The organism is Mesorhizobium sp. BR1-1-16 (assembly GCF_020165495.1).
Classification (GTDB): Bacteria; Pseudomonadota; Alphaproteobacteria; order Rhizobiales; family Kaistiaceae; genus Kaistia.
In genome coordinates this window covers 341,911-356,400 of record NZ_JAIUIE010000005.1, presented here as the reverse complement: position 1 = coordinate 356,400, position 14,490 = coordinate 341,911, and the positions used below count along the sequence as shown (strand labels likewise).

Sequence of the window (14,490 nt, the reverse complement as noted above, 5' to 3'; positions counted from 1 at the left end):
TCCCCCGGCAGTGCCCCCCGTCTCGCCGAGATGGCCCCCGCCCCAGGCGCCTTGTCGCAGGACTTCGGTTCGCGACAGGCGCAGGCGCTTCGGAAGCGCAACGCCCAGCCTCCCCCCGGGGCTGGGCGTTTTCTTTTGCGGTTTCGGCAAGGATCTCCTGTTGGCGGGTCCGGTCCAAGCGGTTAGGACTTCATAAGCCCCGCCACCGGAACGCCCATGCCCCTCAGCATTGCCACCTGGAACATCAATTCGGTGCGTCTGCGCATCGATCTCGTCTGCGCCTTTCTCGAAGCGGAGCGGCCCGACGTGCTCTGCCTGCAGGAAATCAAATGCATCGAGGGCAACTTCCCCGCCGGTGCCTTCCGCAAGCTCGGCTATGAGCATCAGGTCGTGCATGGGCAGAAGGGCTATCACGGCGTGGCTGTCGTCGCGAAGGTGCCGATCACCGAGCATGTCCGGCGCGGCTTCTGCGGCAAGGACGACGCACGCCACGTCGCGGTGAAGATCGGCGGTGGGGAATTGCCCATCGTTCTGCATAACTTCTACGTGCCTGCCGGCGGCGACGAGCCCAATCCCGACGTGAACGAGAAGTTTGCCCACAAGCTGGCCTTTCTCGAGGAGATGAAGGGCTGGCTGCGCGGCGCCGAAACGCTGGGGCCGGCCATTCTCGTCGGCGATCTCAATGTGGCGCCGCTGGAACAGGATGTCTGGTCGCACAAGCAGATGCTCGGCGTCGTCAGCCATACGCCGGTCGAGACCCAGTTGCTCGAAGCGGTTATCGAGGCTGGCGGCTGGATCGATGCAATGCGCCATTTCGTGCCGCCCGAAGAGAAGCTCTACACGTGGTGGAGCTATCGCGCGGCCGACTGGGAGGCGTCCAACCGCGGCCGCCGGCTCGATCATATGTGGGTGACGTCGCCGTTGCGCGGCCGCCTGCTCGGCCTCGAGGTCAAGCGCGAAGCGAGAGGCTGGAACCGCCCCTCCGACCACGTGCCGGTGATCCTTCGCCTCGCGGCCTGAGCGGATCGATGCCTGCCCTCTACGGCGCCGCCATGATAGAATGAGCCGGCGCGGCGGAGGCTGCCATGCGCTTCGGCCTGTGGCTCTCGATTGGCGTCCTTCTCATTGTCCCGGCACAGGCGGACATGCCAGCCGGGCTCCGGATCATGCCGCGCGTCTATCAGGAGGAGTTCCACCTGCGCAGCTCCGGCCCGCCGGTGGTCAAGGGCTGGATGCAGGAAGACCCCGAGGCCGCGGCCATGCTCGCGGCAGCCGGCTGCCAATCGCTCGGATTCTCCTGCGCCGACGAGGAGGGAGATGCGGGCGACGTCATCCGCTATGTTCGTCCCTCGGTCGTCTCCGAGCGTTATCGCGGCACGGCCCTACCCGTGCATCTGCGCGGCGATCGGACTTATGCCAAGTTCCTGGCGCCGCCGGGCTTCGTGACATGTCGGGCCGGCATCTTCCTCAAGGACGGCGCCATCAGCCCCGGCGCGACCTTTGCGGGCTCGATCCAGCGCTCGGGCCGTGACGGGTTGGCTGTCTATGCCGATCTTGGCGACGGAGACGAGCCGCGCTTCATCGAGTTCAAGTTGCTGATCCAGTATGTCGCCGCTGCCGGCGCCGAGCGGCGGACGTGCTGGCCGGACCTGACGCTGGTCTTCCTCTGCCGCTCCTCCGGCTGCCGCGCCAGCCCCGCTTATCCCGAGACAGACCTGCGCTGACACGTTTTCGTGAAGTGAGAATAGAAACTGCGCCGGACTGTTCACTGTCGTACCCGGCCCGTCGGGCCACGATCAGGGAGAGTTTCAATGAAGCCGCTTCTCGTTGCCATGGCGAGCCTCGTCGCCATGTCGGCCTTCTCAGCCGCCGCTTCGGCAGCGCCCGCGACCATGATGAAATCATCGGCCGGCGAGGTGCTCGTCGATGCGAAGGGGATGACCCTCTACACGTTCGACAAGGACGATAAGGGCGTATCTAATTGCTACGATAAATGCGCGACCGCATGGCCGCCGCTGATGGCGGCTGCCGGCGACAAGGCCGAAGGCGACTGGTCGCTGGTCAAGCGCAAGGACGGCACCGTCATGTGGGCCTATGAGGGCATGCCGCTCTATACGTTCGTGAAGGACATGAAGCCCGGCGATGTCACGGGCGAAGGCATGGGCGGCGTCTGGCACGTCGCGAAATAGTCCTGGAACGAGAACAGCCATCCCCGCTGCCGCAGGGATGGCTGCCTTGTCTCCATGGACAACCGGAAAAACACACGGAACGCGTCCACACCCAGACATTGGCAGGACTTGGTTTCCATCGGGTTAAGCGCCGCGCAGTCGGGAACCTCGTCCGCGCCGGACCGTTTGCCTTCCATCGGCCGGTCTGACCCGGCCTCCTCAGGAGGAGCAAGCCATGTCGACCCCCATCATGCCCGTCCTTCCGCTCGTCGATCTCGTCGAAGAGGCGGAGGCCAATGCGCCCCAGCCGGACAGCGAGCGCGCGCGGGAATTGCGCAAGAAGCGCGAGGACGCAATCGCGGAAGGCGATCTGCCGCCGCCGGATATCGCCGGGATTTCCGAACAGGCGCCGGCGGGCAAGCCAAAGCCCTGACTTGAGCTGATTCGCGGCATTCGACACGTCCGCGCCGAAGATCCGGAAGCCGGCCCTCATCGCGGCCGGCTTCTTGTTGTCAGCCTATGACTCCATCGCATCGTGCTGTGTCATCGATGCCACTTCTGCCCTGAAGCTGACATGAATCACCTGCAAAAGTTGTTGTTGAGCCTTACCGATCTTGATTGGTCCGGATAAAGGCGCACGATCTCAACCGCCGACCCGGGGCGCGCCAACGGCCCCGAAGCCGACGCCTTCGTTCTCCGCATATGCCGTGGGGACCCTCCGAACGGTCAGTCTGGACAGATCCGGTGACACTTACTGCTGCAACGCGCGCGGAACAGCGCGAGACCTCGCTCGCCCATGTCAAGGCGGCGGAATGGGGCAAAGGCCTCGGAACCCTGGCCAGGATCACGCGGCTGACGCTGCGCCATCCCTGGCAGGCCAGCGCTGCCGTGCTTGCGACGCTTGTCGCGGCAACGCTGCAACTCATCATTCCGCGCCTGCTCGGGCGCGCGGTCGACCAGGCGCAGGGCATCCTCAGCGCCGATGCAGACAGCGCCGTTGCTGCCCAGCATGCGCTCTTCATCACGGCTGCGACCCTGCTTACCATCAGCATTCTGCGCGGCCTGTTCACGATGGCGCAGAACTACTATGGCGATTCGGTCGGCCATCATCTCGGCTATGAACTGCGGCTTGCGACTTACGAGAAGCTGCAACGCCTTTCGTTCAGCTTCCACGACAAGGTCCATACCGGCGATCTGATCACCCTCGGCATCCTCGATATCGAGGGCGTCCGGATGTTCTTCAACACCGGTCTGGTGCGCATGGTGCTGCTGACGGTCCTGATCGGCTTCGGCGCAGTGCTGCTGATCTCGACCGATCCGCTGCTCGGCCTGCTCAGCCTCTCCTTCGTGCCCTTCGTCGCCTGGCGCTCCTCCGTAACGCAGCTCCTGCTGCGGTCCACATGGCTGGAGCTGCAGGAGAGGCTTGCGGTCCTGACCCGCGTGATGGACGAGAATCTCGGCGGCATCCGCGTCGTTCGCGCTTTTGCGGCGCAGGCGTTCGAGCTCACGAAATTCGACCGTATCTCGGAAGGCGCGCTGCAGCTTGCGCATGAGCGGGTGCTGATCCGCGTGCGCAATACCAGCGCAATGAACTTCTCCTTCTTCGCCGCCATGGGACTCGTGCTGTGGGTGGGCGGCGGACGCGTCGCAGCGGGGACGATGACCGTTGGCACGCTCGCCTCGTTCCTGACCTTCATGACGATCCTGCAGATGCCGGTGCGCCAGCTGGGACTGATGGTGAATTCGTTTGCTCGCGCCTCGACATGCGGTCGCCGCCTGTTCGAGCTGCTCGACCAGGAGATCACGATCGCCGACAAGCCGGGAGCCGAACCTCTCGTACTTACCGACGGCGTGCTCGCCTTCGAGGATGTCAGCTTCACCTATCCAGGTGCCGAGAAGCCGGCCCTGGTCGGTATCGACTTCACGGCGCGTCCGGGCCAGACGATCGGGATCGTCGGCCCGCCGGGCAGCGGCAAGTCGACCATCGCCCACCTGATCCCCCGCTTCTATGACGTCACGTCGGGGCGGATCACGATCGACGGCCAGGACATCCGCGACGTGACGCTGGAATCGCTGCGCCGGGCGGTCGGCGTCGTGCAGCAGGACGCGTTTCTCTTCACCACCTCGATCGAAAACAATGTCGCCTATGGCGATCCCTGGGCCGAGGAGCAGCGGATCGCGCGCGCGGCCGAGTCGGCCCAGCTGCACGACTACATCGTCGGCCTGCCGACAGGCTACGGCACGATCGTCGGCGAGCGCGGCGCCTCGCTCTCGGGTGGCCAGCGCCAGCGGCTTACTATCGCTCGCAGCCTGATCCTGCGTCACGCGATGCTCGTATTCGACGATTCGACGGCCGCGGTCGATGCCGGCACGGAGCAGCGCATCCGCGCGGCGATCCGAACCCATGCCTCGGAGCGAGTGACGCTCATCATCTCTCATCGGCTCTCCTCGCTGATGCATGCGGACGAGATCCTGTTCATCGAGGACGGGCGCATCGTCGAACGCGGGACGCATGGCGATTTGCTGGCGGCCGGCGGGCGCTATCGCGCGCTGCACGACCTGCAGCTGCCGCCGGTCGAAGACGCCATGCAGGGAGCCGCGGAATGAGCATCCGGTCCGAAAAGGTGCTGATCGCGGGGACGGAGCGTCCACCCCGGGCCGTGGTCGGCTCGCATCGCGAAAAGGAGGAGATCTTCGGCGCGGTCTATGACCCGAAGATCGTGCGCCGTATCTGGAGCTTCGTTTCGCCCTATCGCGGCAAGGTCGTTCTGTCGGTCGCAGCCGTGCTCGTCTTCACCCTGACGCAGCTTGCGATTCCGCTGATCATCCGCACCGCGATCGACAGCGGCATGGCTGGCGGCGTCGCCGATCACTCCGTTCTCGTCTCCTGCGCGCTCGCCTTCGCGGCAACGATCCTCGTCAATTACGGCGCGAGCTATCTGCAGGAGACCGTCGTCGGCAGCGCCGCGGAGCACGTGCTGTTCGACATGCGCCGGGCGATGTTCAGCCATCTGCAGCGGGTGTCGCTCTCCTTCATGGACAAGACCGAGGTGGGACGGCTGATGTCGCGCCTGCAGGGCGACGTCAATTCGATGCAGGAATTCATGGAGACCTCGGTGCTCTCCGTTGGAGACATCGCGCTGCTCGCAGGCATCGTCGTCGTCCTGCTATGGCTCGATCCGCGGCTCGGCCTGCTGACGCTGGCAACCATGCCAGCTTTGTTCATCGTCCGACTGTTCTGGCTGCCGCTCGCCAAGCGTTCCTTCATGGAGGCGCATGAGACCTCGTCGATCGCCAATGGCGCCTTGGCCGAGGGCATTCACGGCGTGCGTACGGTTCAAAGCATGAGCCGTCAGCGCGTCAATTTCGAGCTCTATGACGAGAAGGTCCGCGCGCATCGCGACGCCAATCTGCTCGCCGCCAAATATGCGCAGGTCATGGTGCCGATCGTCGATACGCTGACCGGCATCGCGATGGCGACCGTCATCGTCGTCGGCGGCTCGATGGTGCTGTCGAAGAGCCTCGATATCGGCGTCATGGTCGCGTTCCTGTTCTATATCCAGCGCTTTTTCGACCCGATCCGGTCGCTGACGCTGCAATACAGCGTCATGCAGCGCGCGATGGCTTCGGGTCAGCGCATTTCCGAAGTCCTCGATGTTCCCGTCGATGTCACCGACAAGACGGATGCCGTGGCGCTGCCCGAGGACATGGATGGGTCGGTCGAGTTCCGCAACGTCACATTCGGCTATGTGCCGGGCCAGCCGGTGCTGCACGACGTCTCGTTCCGGGTCAATCCAGGCGAGACGGTGGCTCTGGTCGGACCGACCGGCTCCGGCAAGACCAGCGCGATGGCGCTGGTGCATCGCTTCTATGATGTCACGAGAGGCTCTGTGCTGGTCGGCGGGCGCGACGTGCGCGACGTGACGCAGGATTCGCTCGGCCGGCACATCGCGATGGTGCTGCAGGAGCCGTTCCTGTTCTCAGGCACGGTGTTCGACAATATCCGCTATCACAAGACCGAGGCGAGCCGCGCCGAGGTGGTCTCTGCTGCGAAGGCCGTCGGGGCGCATGAGTTCATCATGCAGCTGCCGAAGGGCTATGACAGCGAACTGGAGCAGCGCGGCAGCAATATCTCGCAAGGCCAGCGACAGCTGATCAGCTTTGCCCGCGCGCTGGTCGCCGATGCGCGCATCCTCGTCCTCGACGAGGCCACGGCCAATATCGACAGCTATACCGAACGGCAGATCCAGAAGGCTCTGGCGATTCTGCTGAAGGGGCGCACGGGCCTTGTCATTGCCCACCGCCTCGCGACTATCCGCGGCGCGGATCGCATCATCGTGCTCCAGAACGGCACGCTGGTCGAGCAGGGCAATCACGACGCGCTCATGCAGAAGAAAGGGCTCTATGCCCGTCTCTACAGCATGAACTACGCGTCATTCGACGACATCCCTGCCGAATTGATTGCCGGCGGCTTGTCGCGCACGACAAGCTGACCATCCCACCGGGGGCGTACGACTGCTCCGCGATGGCTCGCTCTGGGAGCCGTTCGCATCTCCCGTATCGGATGGCGGCGGTACCGGCTCAGCGCGGCGTGTCCTCGACGCTCTGACTTGCGCCCTCGATCGGCGCGAGCCAGGGGTCGCGGCGCTTGATCCAGCCTTCCTGGCTTGGGGTACCGATGGTGTCGGGCGCTTCGTCGAGGCTGCCGACGCGAAGCTCGACGTCCTCCGCGTGGAGGTTGAACAGCCGGCTTCCGCAAACTGGACAGAAGTTCCGCCCTGCATAGAGGCGCGTCTCGCCGGTCACGCGAAAAGCTGACAGCGGCCATTTCGCATAGAGGGTGAAGGCGCTGCCGCTTTCCTTGCGGCAGTCGGCGCAATGACAGACGCCGATGAGGAAAGGCTCGCCCTCAAGCTCAAAACGGACTGCCCCGCAGAGGCAGCCACCGGTTCGAATGCGTGCCATGGTCATCTCCCTTGTGATTGACAAACGCGAGGCCGGCGCGCTGCGTTCCCTTTGTGCGCCCTGCCGGAGGGCTTGGCGCAGCCTGCGGAACGATCCGAGGCGGCGCCGCATTGAGTGACTCGCGGAGGGCAGAGCATGGCGCCACGGGCCAATTGGAAGGGTCATCTCAAGGTCGGAGAGCTCAGCGCGGCTGTGGCGCTCTATACGGCTGCCTCGACGTCCGAGCGGATCGCCTTCCACACGATCAACCGCCGGACCGGCAACCGGATCGAACGCCACTTCGTCGACAGCGAAACGGAGAAGCCGGTCGACCGAGACGATCAGGTCAAGGGCTACGACACGGGCTCAGGTGATCCGATCATCTTCGAAGCCGAGGAAATTGCCGCAGCCGTGCCTGAAAGCGACAAGACCCTCACCGTTTCCGCTTTCTTTCCCTGCGCCGATATAGACGATGTCTATCTGGACCGGCCCTATTATCTCGCGCCTTCGGATCGCCATGCCGAGGAGGCCTTCGATCTGATCCGCGAGGGCATGCGCGCGGAAAATGTCGCGGCGCTGGCCGAGGCTGTGCTGTTTCGCCGGGTGCGGCTGCTGTTGATCCGCCCCTATGGCAAGGGCCTCGTCGGCACGACGCTCAATTTCGACTATGAGGTCCGCTCATCGAAGGAGGTCTTCGGCGATATTCCGAAGCTCGACATCAAGGGTGAGATGCTCGAACTCGCAGAGCACATCATCGACACCAAGGCCGGCACCTTCGATCCGTCCGCCTTCGATGACCGGTATGAGGCTGCACTGGCGGAACTGGTCAAGGCGAAGATCGAAGGGCGCAAGATCGCGCGGCCGAAGCCCGTCAAGCGCACAGCGTCCAGTGACCTGCTGTCGGCGCTTCGCGAGAGCGCGGGTGCGCCTGCTTCGAGCAAGGGGAATGCAAAGCCGGCGAAGCGGAAGCGGTCTTCGAAGGCCGCTGCCGAGAAGCCGCCTGCTGCGCCTCGGCGAAAGGCGGGCTGAGCGATGGCGCTCGAAACTTATCGCAGCAAGCGCAACTTCAAGACGACATCAGAACCCGAGGGCGGCGAAAGCATCGGCAGCGGCAACAGCTTTGTCATCCAGAAGCACGATGCGACACGGCTGCACTATGATTTCCGTCTGGAGATGGATGGCGTCCTGAAGAGCTGGGCGGTGACGCGCGGCCCGAGCCTCGATCCCGAGGAAAAACGGCTTGCTGTTCATGTCGAGGATCATCCGCTCGACTATGGCGATTTCGAAGGCACGATCCCGAAGGGCGAATATGGCGGCGGCACGGTCCTCGTCTGGGATCGAGGCACCTGGGCGCCGATCGGCGATGCCCACAAAGGCTATGCCAAGGGCCATCTCGAGTTCACGCTCGATGGCGAGCGCCTCAAAGGCCGCTGGCACCTCGTGCGGATGCATGGGAAGCCGGGTGAGAAGCGCGAGAACTGGCTTCTGATCAAGGGCGAAGATGCCTATGCCCGCCACGCGGATGCGCCCGATATTCTCGAGGAAGAAACCGACTCGGTGAAAACGGGACGCGCTCTCGCCGAGGTCGCCAAGGAAGCGCCCGGTTGGTTATCGAAGACGGGCAAGATCGATCCGGACACGCCCGCGAAGCCACGCCGGAAGGCAGCGGTCAGAGCCAAGGTCGGTGGCAAGGCGGGCGGCACGTCCGACGGAGCTTTGGCGGACGCACCAACCTCGCTCGAAGGAGCGCGGAAGGCGAAGCTGCCGGATTTCGTGCCGCCGGAGCTTGCGACTCTGGTCGCGGCGCCGCCGGCCGGCGAGCGCTGGCTGCACGAGATCAAGTTCGATGGCTATCGCCTGATCGCGCGCATCGAAGTCGACAAGGTCCGTCTCCTGACACGCACCGGCCTCGACTGGACCGAAAAGTTCGGCACTGACGTCGTCGCGGCGATGGCTGCTTTGCCCTGCGAGACGGCGATGATCGATGGCGAACTCGTCGTCGAGGGGGCGGCGGGCGCCTCGGACTTCTCGGCGCTCCAGGCCGATCTCAGCGAAGGCCGAAGCGATCGCTTCGTCTTCTATGCCTTCGATCTCATTCATCTCGACGGCCAGGACCTGACCCGCGTTCCGCTCCTCGCGCGCAAAGGGGCGTTGGAGCGGCTGATCGGGGCTGGCGGTCCGGCGATCCGCTTCAGCGCGCACTTCCCCGAGAGCGGCGAGATGGTGCTTCGCCATGCCTGCCGTCTGAGCCTCGAGGGTGTCGTTTCCAAGGTTGCGGATTCGCCATACCGGTCTGGGCGCGGCCGCAACTGGGTCAAGTCGAAATGCTCGGCGCGGCAGGAATTCGTCATCGGCGGTTACGTCCCTTCGACGGCGGCGCCAAATGCCATCGGCTCCCTGCTGCTCGGCGTGCATGACGCCGACGGCCTCGATCATGTCGGCCGCGTCGGCACGGGCTTCACGGCCAGCGTATCGCGCGATCTCTATCGGCGCCTCCACGCAATCGCTGTCGACAAGAGCCCGTTCGCGCGCGGGCTGACCGCCGAGGAACGGCGCGGCGCCCGCTTCGTCGAGCCGAAGCTGGTGGCGGAAGTCGAGTTCCGCGCCTGGACGGGCGACGGCCATCTCAGGCATGCTTCATTCCGCGGATTGCGCGAGGACAAGCCGGCGAGCGAGATCGTGCGCGAGCGAGCGAAAGATGCCAAGAGCGAGGCCGCGCCAGCGGCGCCGAAGCCGCCGAAGCGGACTGTGAAGCTGACACATCCGGACCGGGTCTATTGGCCGGATGCCGGCATCACCAAGGAGGGGCTCGCCGACTATTACGCCGAGGTCTGGCGGTTCATCGGCCCGCATATCGTCGGTCGGCCGTTGGCGCTGTTGCGTTGTCCCGAGGGCATCGACGGCGAGAAGTTCTTCCAGAAGCATGCCTGGAAGGGCGTCAATGCCGCCATCCGTCTGGTGCCGGACCCGAAAGCCAAGAGCGAGCCGCCCTTCATCAGCATCGACAGTCTCGACGGGCTGATGGCGCTGGTGCAATCGGCGACGCTGGAAATCCATCCCTGGGGATCGACCCTCGCCGACTGGGAGCGGCCGGACAGGATCATCATGGATCTCGATCCGGGCGACGGCGTAAGCTGGGCGGAGGTTGTCCAGGCGGCGGAGGATGTCCGAGCCCGGTTCGAGGCTGCGGGTCTCGCGGCGTTCCTGAAGACATCCGGCGGCAAGGGCCTGCATATCGTGGCGCCGTTGAAGCCCAAGGCGGATTGGCCGGCCGTCAAGGCGTTCACCAAGGCGATGGCTGAGGCCATGGCCGCCGATGCGCCCGACCGCTATGTCGCGACGATTGCCAAGGCGAAGCGCGGCGGCAAGATTCTGGTGGACTACCTGCGTAACCAGCGCGGACAGACCGCCGTCGCGCCCTATTCGACCCGTGCCCGGCCGGGCGCGGCCGTTTCGATGCCGCTTGCCTGGGATGAACTCGGCCCCGACATCGGCCCGGCCCATTTCACCGTGACCAATGCACCCGGCCACATAGCGACGCGCGGCTCTGACCCCTGGGCCGAGCTGCTGGCGGCAGCAGTGCCACTCGAAATCCAGAAGCCGAAGCGCCGCAAGGCCTGAAGATCAGCCGGCTAACTGCGCTTGGCCGGCTTCTTCTCAGAAGCAAGGCTGCGCTTCAGGGCGTCCATGATGTTGATCACGTTGCCCGTTTCGGCGGGCGCCTCGGTTGCTGCTTGCTTCTTGCTCGGACGCCGCTTCTTGCTGCGCGCCGCGATCATCTCGTGCAACCGCTCCTCGACAGGATCCGCGAGCAGCGCCGGATCGAACGATTGTTTCCGCTTTGCGATCAGGCGCCGCATCAGGTCGAGGCCTTCCGTCTCCGGCTTCTCATCCTCGATGCCGGCGAAATAGGGCTCCGCGTCGCGCACCTCGTCGCCATAGCGCAACGTCCACAGGACGATGCCGGTCTCGCGTGGTTCCAGCATCACCGCGCGCTCGCGGCGATAGAGCACCAGCCGGGCTATGCCGACGGTGTCAGTCGCCACCATCGCGGCCCGGATGACGGCAAAGGCTTCGGCACCCACCTCGTCGTCGGGGGCCAGGAAATGCGGGCGGTCGTACCAGATCCAGCCGATGCTGTCGGCGGGAACGAAGGTCTCGATATCGATCGTGCGGGTGCTGTCGAGCGCGACGGCGTCGAGTTCGTCATCCTCAAGCAGCACGTAGTCATCTTCGCCGCGCGGATATCCTTTCACCATGTCGTCGTCATCGACGCCCTTGCCGGTGACGGCATCGACATAGCGGCTGGTGACGCGGTTGCCGGTGGCGCGGTTGAGGGTGTGAAAGCGGACTTTGGCGCTGTCGCTGGTCGCCGGCGTCATCGAGACCGCGCAGGTCACCAGCGAGAGCTTGAGATATCCCTTCCAGAAGGGCCGTGGCGCCATCAGATGCCTCCCGCTCCACAACGCAGATCAATGCCGCGGTGAGACGAGGGTTCCATACTGTCTGGGAGATGAGAAGTGGTGCCGCTTACAGGATTCGAACCTGTGACCCCATCATTACGAATGATGTGCTCTACCAGCTGAGCTAAAGCGGCACGATGTCGGGCCCGGTTTTCTTCCCCGGCGGAGACGGCGCGTTCATAGCCACATTCGCGGCGGGTTTCAAGCCCGCCGCGGCTGTCGTCGACTATTGAAGGCGCAAGCGGTCCACCGTCTCGGGTCGCCCGTCGTCAATGCCGGGATCATCAGGCAGCGGCAGCGGCGGCGATTTCGGCGTTTCCGTGCCATTGACGGGCATCTTGGGCGCCGGCGTCGCCTCGATCACCATCGGGGCGAGCGCAGGCGAAGCTTCTTCCTCAGCCTCTGTCACCGGTGCGGCTGGCGTCAGGTCGAGATTGAGCAGCGGGCGCGGATCTTCTGAAAGCGCCATGCTCGGCGTGCGCCATTCGAACGAATCGAGCCGCCCGCTGACCGGCGACAATGGCGCCCAGGCATTGAAGGCGTAGCCATCCGCCATCCAGACCGGATCGCGCGGGGCGCGCACCGCGCGGCCGAGATATTCGCGCACACGGCCACGATCGCCCTCCGCGCCGTCCTCGATCTCGGCCATCAGCAGCCAATAGCGCTCGGTCTGGCCGCTTTCGGGCAGTTTCGACAGGGCGCGACGCGCCTCGGGCCATTCGCGCGCATCGATCGCGGCCCGGGCGACGGCGAAGGCGCTTTCCGGGCTCGTCGGACGGAGATCCGCCAGTTTCTGCGCCCGTCTCAACCGGTCGCCGGCGGCATCGCCAGGGCGAACCGAGAGATAGGCCTCGGCAAGCTCGGGATGCGGCTCCTGCTTCCAGGCGGCCTCGAGCACCTTCATGGCCCGTTTGATGTCGTTCTGACGCGCTGCAAGACGCGCTGCCAGCGTTGCCGCTGGAACGAGGCCCGGCGCAAGGCGCACTGCCTCCAGCGCAGCAGCCAACGCCTCGTGCGGGCTTCCTGTCTCAAGCTCAAGGCCGTGTGCGGTGAGCAGAACGGCACGCAGGCGATGAGCACTCGTTTTGTCGACGAGCTTTGCCTGCAGGTTCGAGCCGAGCGTCTGCAGGGCGCCGCGCCAATCGCCGGCCGACGACTGGTATGTAAACAACGCTTCGCCGGCCCAGCCGAGGCTCGGCGCTGCTTTCACGGCCTCCTCGGCATAGTGTCGCGCCGCGTCATGTTCGCCGGCCCGCTCGGCCTCGACATAGAGTCCGCGCAGGCCGAGCAGACGGGTCTCGGATTCCGGCAGCATCGCCTCGAAGGCAGCGCGCGCACCGGCACCGTCGCCGGCCGCCTGAGCGGTTTGCGCGGCCAGAAGCAGGGTCAGTGGTTCGCCGTCGAGGATCTTCCGGGCTTCGGCGGAATGGCGCTTGGCCTTCTTGATGTCACCGGCGCCCATCGCGATCATGCCGCGCGAAAGCGCGCGATAGCCGCGGTCGCGGCGACGGCCCGTCAGCCAGCCATCGAGCAGGCGTGGCGCGCGAAGGACGGCCATCAGGATCGACAGCACGATGGCGACGAGGACGAAGGCGGCGGCGATCGCGACTGCGGCGACCATCAGGCTGGTCGTGACCTCATAGCCCTGCCAGGCGAGCGTGATCTCGCCGGGGCGATCGGCGAGCCAGGCAAAACCAGCGGCGGCCGCGAAGACGAGCGCGATATAGACGAGGATGCGGATCATCGGGCCTCCTCAGTTGCCGGCCAGCGCGGCCAGCGCAGTATCGATGGCGACGCGCCTCCGCGCCGCGTCGGCCCAGCCGGCGAGCGCGCTCTTCGATGTTGCGTCGAGCGCGTCGCTCTCGGCGAGTGCGGCGGCGAGATCGCCCTTGTCGACCATCGATTCCATGCGGGAAACGATGGCTGTGGGCGAACTGCCCTCGACGGGGCCTGCGGGCTTCACCGAAACGAGCGAACCGGCTGACGCCGCGAGCCGATCGATGAAGCCGGCCTCCGGATCGATGCGGCGGCTGGCGCTGCGCACAGCGTCGGCGGCCGCCGGAAACGATGCCTGCAGCGAGGCGACGGACGGAGCGCCATTGGCGGCGAGGGGCGCGAGGGCAGCAAGCGCGGCCTCGTCGCCGCCAAGCGTGCGAAAAGCGGCGAGTTCAGCGTCGAACGGCCTGTCGCTGCGCGCGGCCTGGCGCAGGGCCGTCAGCGCGATCGTGCGGGCGGCGGCCTCGGTGGCTGGATCGGACGGCGGATGCGCCTCGATCTCGCCGATGCGGCTATCAAGAGCTGACAGCTTCTGCTCCAGCGGCTGAAGATCGACCGCAGGCGCCGGCGTCTCCACCGGGCGCGCTTCCAGCGCGGCGAGGCGCTGTTCGATCGGCTGCAGGTCGGCCGATGGGCCTTCGCCGGCGGAAGCCTGTTGCGATTCGAGGCGGGTGAGACCCGATTCGAGCGCGGTGATTCGCTCCGGATCGATTGCGGGGCCAGATGCGGCCGTGCTGCCCTTGGCCTCCAGAGCGTCGAGGCGGCTCGCCAGTGTCGCGAAGCGGCTGTCGATGCTGACCGAGGTGATGGTGTCGGTCTGCGGCGCGAACAGCAGAGCGCCGGCCGCACCGCCGATCAGGCCGCCGACAACTGCGGCGACACCGAGCGGCAAGTATCGCCGGAGGGCGCTGTCTGGGGGTGTTGCAGGATCTTCCGCGGCCGCAGGTGGCAGCTCTGCGCGCTCCTCTGCCGCGGTCTCTTGCGACGGTTCGGCGGGACGGGCAGGCGCGACGGCCTCAGCCTCTAGGTCGATCGTCACGGGTGACCGCTTCTGGCGCGGTGCACCGGTGCCTTCGGCTGCGGATGGGGTGTCGTCCTCTTCGGCCATGGCCCTCGATCTCGTTTCACGCGAACTCAAC

The 14,490-nt window shown here is 65.7% G+C and carries 12 protein-coding genes and 1 tRNA gene; 8 read left to right on the top strand and 5 right to left on the bottom strand.

Annotated elements, in window-relative coordinates:
• The first annotated feature begins 216 nt into the window (after nt 1-216).
• The 6 genes from xth (at nt 217) to LB518_RS14285 (ending at nt 6,661) form a co-directional block, all read left to right on the top strand.
• Nucleotides 217-1,020: an exodeoxyribonuclease III gene (gene xth / locus LB518_RS14310; protein WP_224578185.1), complete on the top strand. Its 804-nt coding sequence runs from the start codon at nt 217-219 to the stop codon at nt 1,018-1,020.
• A gap of 65 nt (nt 1,021-1,085) precedes the next feature.
• On the top strand, nt 1,086-1,724 hold the full coding sequence (locus LB518_RS14305; protein ID WP_224578184.1) for a hypothetical protein: 639 nt from the start codon (nt 1,086-1,088) through the stop codon (nt 1,722-1,724).
• A gap of 87 nt (nt 1,725-1,811) precedes the next feature.
• Complete coding sequence (locus LB518_RS14300; protein ID WP_224578183.1) at nt 1,812-2,189, top strand: COG4315 family predicted lipoprotein; 378 nt, start codon at nt 1,812-1,814, stop codon at nt 2,187-2,189.
• 214 nt (nt 2,190-2,403) lie between these two features.
• Nucleotides 2,404-2,601 carry a hypothetical protein gene (locus LB518_RS14295; protein WP_224578182.1) on the top strand — a complete coding sequence of 66 codons (198 nt, stop codon included), beginning with the start codon at nt 2,404-2,406 and terminating at the stop codon, nt 2,599-2,601.
• 311 nt (nt 2,602-2,912) lie between these two features.
• Entirely contained in the window at nt 2,913-4,775 is a 1,863-nt protein-coding gene (locus LB518_RS14290; protein ID WP_224578181.1) for an ABC transporter ATP-binding protein, read from the top strand.
• Nucleotides 4,772-6,661 carry an ABC transporter ATP-binding protein gene (locus tag LB518_RS14285; RefSeq protein ID WP_224578180.1) on the top strand — a complete coding sequence of 630 codons (1,890 nt, stop codon included), beginning with the start codon at nt 4,772-4,774 and terminating at the stop codon, nt 6,659-6,661. The genes LB518_RS14290 and LB518_RS14285 overlap by 4 nt, the downstream gene beginning before the upstream one ends.
• Nucleotides 6,662-6,749: 88 nt before the next feature.
• Here LB518_RS14285 and LB518_RS14280 read toward each other — a convergent pair whose 3' ends face one another.
• Nucleotides 6,750-7,133 (bottom strand): GFA family protein, encoded by a 384-nt coding sequence (locus LB518_RS14280; protein ID WP_224578179.1) that lies wholly within the window; start codon nt 7,131-7,133, stop codon nt 6,750-6,752.
• Nucleotides 7,134-7,268: 135 nt separating this feature from the next.
• On the opposite strand from LB518_RS14280, the gene ku (LB518_RS14275) reads away from it, so the two are divergent.
• Nucleotides 7,269-8,141, top strand: a complete 873-nt coding sequence (gene ku / locus LB518_RS14275) for a non-homologous end joining protein Ku (protein WP_224578178.1) — start codon at nt 7,269-7,271, stop codon at nt 8,139-8,141.
• 3 nt (nt 8,142-8,144) lie between these two features.
• Entirely contained in the window at nt 8,145-10,733 is a 2,589-nt protein-coding gene (gene ligD / locus LB518_RS14270; RefSeq protein ID WP_224578177.1) for a DNA ligase D, read from the top strand.
• Nucleotides 10,734-10,744: 11 nt separating this feature from the next.
• On the opposite strand, the gene ku (LB518_RS14265) is transcribed toward ligD, so the two are convergent.
• From ku (LB518_RS14265) to LB518_RS14250, 4 genes are all read right to left on the bottom strand, one after another.
• A complete protein-coding gene (gene ku / locus LB518_RS14265) occupies nt 10,745-11,557 on the bottom strand; it encodes a non-homologous end joining protein Ku (protein ID WP_224578176.1) in 813 nt (270 codons plus the stop codon).
• Nucleotides 11,558-11,633: 76 nt separating this feature from the next.
• Nucleotides 11,634-11,709: transfer RNA gene (locus tag LB518_RS14260), tRNA-Thr, on the bottom strand.
• A 92-nt stretch (nt 11,710-11,801) separates the two neighbouring features.
• Nucleotides 11,802-13,319 (bottom strand): heme biosynthesis protein HemY, encoded by a 1,518-nt coding sequence (locus LB518_RS14255; RefSeq protein WP_224578175.1) that lies wholly within the window; start codon nt 13,317-13,319, stop codon nt 11,802-11,804.
• A gap of 9 nt (nt 13,320-13,328) precedes the next feature.
• Nucleotides 13,329-14,459, bottom strand: a complete 1,131-nt coding sequence (locus LB518_RS14250; RefSeq protein WP_224578174.1) for a COG4223 family protein — start codon at nt 14,457-14,459, stop codon at nt 13,329-13,331.
• Nucleotides 14,460-14,490: the final 31 nt, after the last annotated feature.

What these genes read in the sequence shown, in the direction of transcription:
- LB518_RS14295 (WP_224578182.1), top strand. Translation starts at nt 2,404, where the DNA reads ATGTCGACCCCCATCATGCCCGTCCTTCCGCTCGTCGATCTCGTCGAA.
- xth (WP_224578185.1), top strand. Translation starts at nt 217, where the DNA reads ATGCCCCTCAGCATTGCCACCTGGAACATCAATTCGGTGCGTCTGCGC.
- ku (WP_224578176.1), bottom strand. Translation starts at nt 11,557, where the DNA reads ATGGCGCCACGGCCCTTCTGGAAGGGATATCTCAAGCTCTCGCTGGTG.
- ku (WP_224578178.1), top strand. Translation starts at nt 7,269, where the DNA reads ATGGCGCCACGGGCCAATTGGAAGGGTCATCTCAAGGTCGGAGAGCTC.
- LB518_RS14250 (WP_224578174.1), bottom strand. Translation starts at nt 14,459, where the DNA reads ATGGCCGAAGAGGACGACACCCCATCCGCAGCCGAAGGCACCGGTGCA.
- LB518_RS14255 (WP_224578175.1), bottom strand. Translation starts at nt 13,319, where the DNA reads ATGATCCGCATCCTCGTCTATATCGCGCTCGTCTTCGCGGCCGCCGCT.
- LB518_RS14285 (WP_224578180.1), top strand. Translation starts at nt 4,772, where the DNA reads ATGAGCATCCGGTCCGAAAAGGTGCTGATCGCGGGGACGGAGCGTCCA.
- LB518_RS14300 (WP_224578183.1), top strand. Translation starts at nt 1,812, where the DNA reads ATGAAGCCGCTTCTCGTTGCCATGGCGAGCCTCGTCGCCATGTCGGCC.
- LB518_RS14280 (WP_224578179.1), bottom strand. Translation starts at nt 7,133, where the DNA reads ATGGCACGCATTCGAACCGGTGGCTGCCTCTGCGGGGCAGTCCGTTTT.
- LB518_RS14305 (WP_224578184.1), top strand. Translation starts at nt 1,086, where the DNA reads ATGCGCTTCGGCCTGTGGCTCTCGATTGGCGTCCTTCTCATTGTCCCG.
- ligD (WP_224578177.1), top strand. Translation starts at nt 8,145, where the DNA reads ATGGCGCTCGAAACTTATCGCAGCAAGCGCAACTTCAAGACGACATCA.